This window comes from Polaromonas sp. P3_C2, from assembly GCF_056402675.1.
The window spans coordinates 1-1,585 of sequence record NZ_JBFUGX010000832.1; the positions used below are offsets into that span (position 1 = coordinate 1).

General features: G+C 57.5%; 3 protein-coding genes. All 3 read right to left on the reverse strand.

From position 1 onward, the window contains the following. Positions 1-545, reverse strand: a 545-nt coding sequence (locus tag AC1DWI_RS22495; RefSeq protein WP_477725826.1) for a hypothetical protein, incomplete at its 3' end; no start/stop codon positions are given. A 39-nt stretch (positions 546-584) separates the two neighbouring features. Then, the gene (locus AC1DWI_RS22500; protein WP_411877599.1) at positions 585-1,109 is read right to left on the reverse strand and encodes a phosphoribosyltransferase; all 525 of its coding nucleotides are present in this window, start codon (positions 1,107-1,109) and stop codon (positions 585-587) included. Between the two features lie 75 nt (positions 1,110-1,184). Continuing rightward, a partial coding sequence (locus AC1DWI_RS22505) for an adenylosuccinate synthetase (protein ID WP_477725827.1) occupies positions 1,185-1,585 on the reverse strand: 401 nt, incomplete at its 5' end.

The window sequence follows — 1,585 nt, forward strand, 5'->3', positions numbered from 1 at the left end:
CTCTCCGGGCCTTCGGTGCGTAACCCGCGAAATGTGTTGGCACATCTCTGCCAGCGGGATTCGCCACGGGCCACCGCACCAAAGCGTCCTACTTCAAGCGCTGGTCTCGTCGTTTTGAAAAGTAGCTCAACCACCACCCAATATATATCGTCGTCCCCGAATCTTTGCACCGACCGAACCGCACGGAATTCATCGAAATCGTATTCGTCGAAGCTTCTCCCGAGAAAGAGAGATGTTTTCCAATCGCGAATACGCTTTGTCTTTTGATTGACGTCAAAATTGAAACTGCCATGCTGGGAAGTCCATAGCATCCACCATACGGTGCCAACCATCATGAATGTACCGGTGCAAAGGAGAAGCCATGACAACCACGGCTCTGGTGCCCGGCGACCCAAAAACGCGATGAAACCGCCGCTGCAAATCATCAACGGAACCGCCAAAATGAGGAGTATCCAAGCAGCCAAACCAGCAGATGCTTCGGTTTGAAGTGACCTCCAGTTTTGCGGCCCGTCAGTGGACGGCAAGACCGGCGGACTTTGCGTCATGCGGCGCTGATGGGCGTCAAACGGAGATATCCGACGCCTCTAGATCTTCCACTTCGCCATCAACTGCGCGGGTGACAGCGAGTCGTAGCCTTCAAAAGGCTGGTGGATCCATGGATTGGTGGGCAGCAACTCAACCGAATAATCAGGCTGAAAAGTAGACACGCCCTTGGTCCAGATCACAGCGCTGCGCAGCTCGGTGATGGGTTTGTAGTTGTTCTTGAGCTGGTGGATCACGGCGTTGAGCGTGTGGCCGGAATCGGCCAGGTCATCGACCAGCAGCACCTTGCCCGCGATTTCGCCCTTGGGCGTGGTGATGAAGCGGGCGATGTCGAGGTTGCCCTGCGTCATGCCGGCGTCGGCGCGGTAGGAGCTGGTGGACATGATGGCCAGCGGCTTGTCGAAAATGCGAGAAAGGATGTCGCCGGGACGCATGCCACCGCGAGCCAGACACAGGATGGTGTCGAACTGCCAGCCGGACTGGTGGATCTTGATGGCCAGTTTTTCAATCAGGTTATGGTACTCGTCGTAGCTCACATAGAGATGCTTGCCGTCTTCTGTCAACATGAAATGCTCCTGATTTGATAGCTGCTTGCGCCCGTCCCTATTGGGTTGGGTGCATTTTTTGCTGAGGTTTTCTGGCTAGGCGGCGTACGGATTGCGCAGCAGGATGGTGTGGTCACGGTCCGGGCTGGTCGAAATCATGTGGATCGGCACACCGGTGACTTCCTCGATCCGGTGCAGGTATTTCTGCGCGGCAGCCGGCAGCTTGTCGTATTGCGTGACGCCCACGGTGCTCTGGCTCCAGCCCGGCAAGGTCTCATAAATCGGCTTGCAGCGCTCGATCTCTTCAGCGCCCATCGGCAGGATGTCGGTGATATGGCCGTCAAGCTCGTAGCCGGTGCACAGCTTGAGCTCGTCGATGCCGTCCAGCACGTCGAGCTTGGTGATGCACAGGCCCGAGAGGCCGTTGACCTGGGCCGAGCGCTTGAGCAGCGCAGCGTCAAACCAGCCGCAGCGACGGCTACGTCCCGTGGTCACGC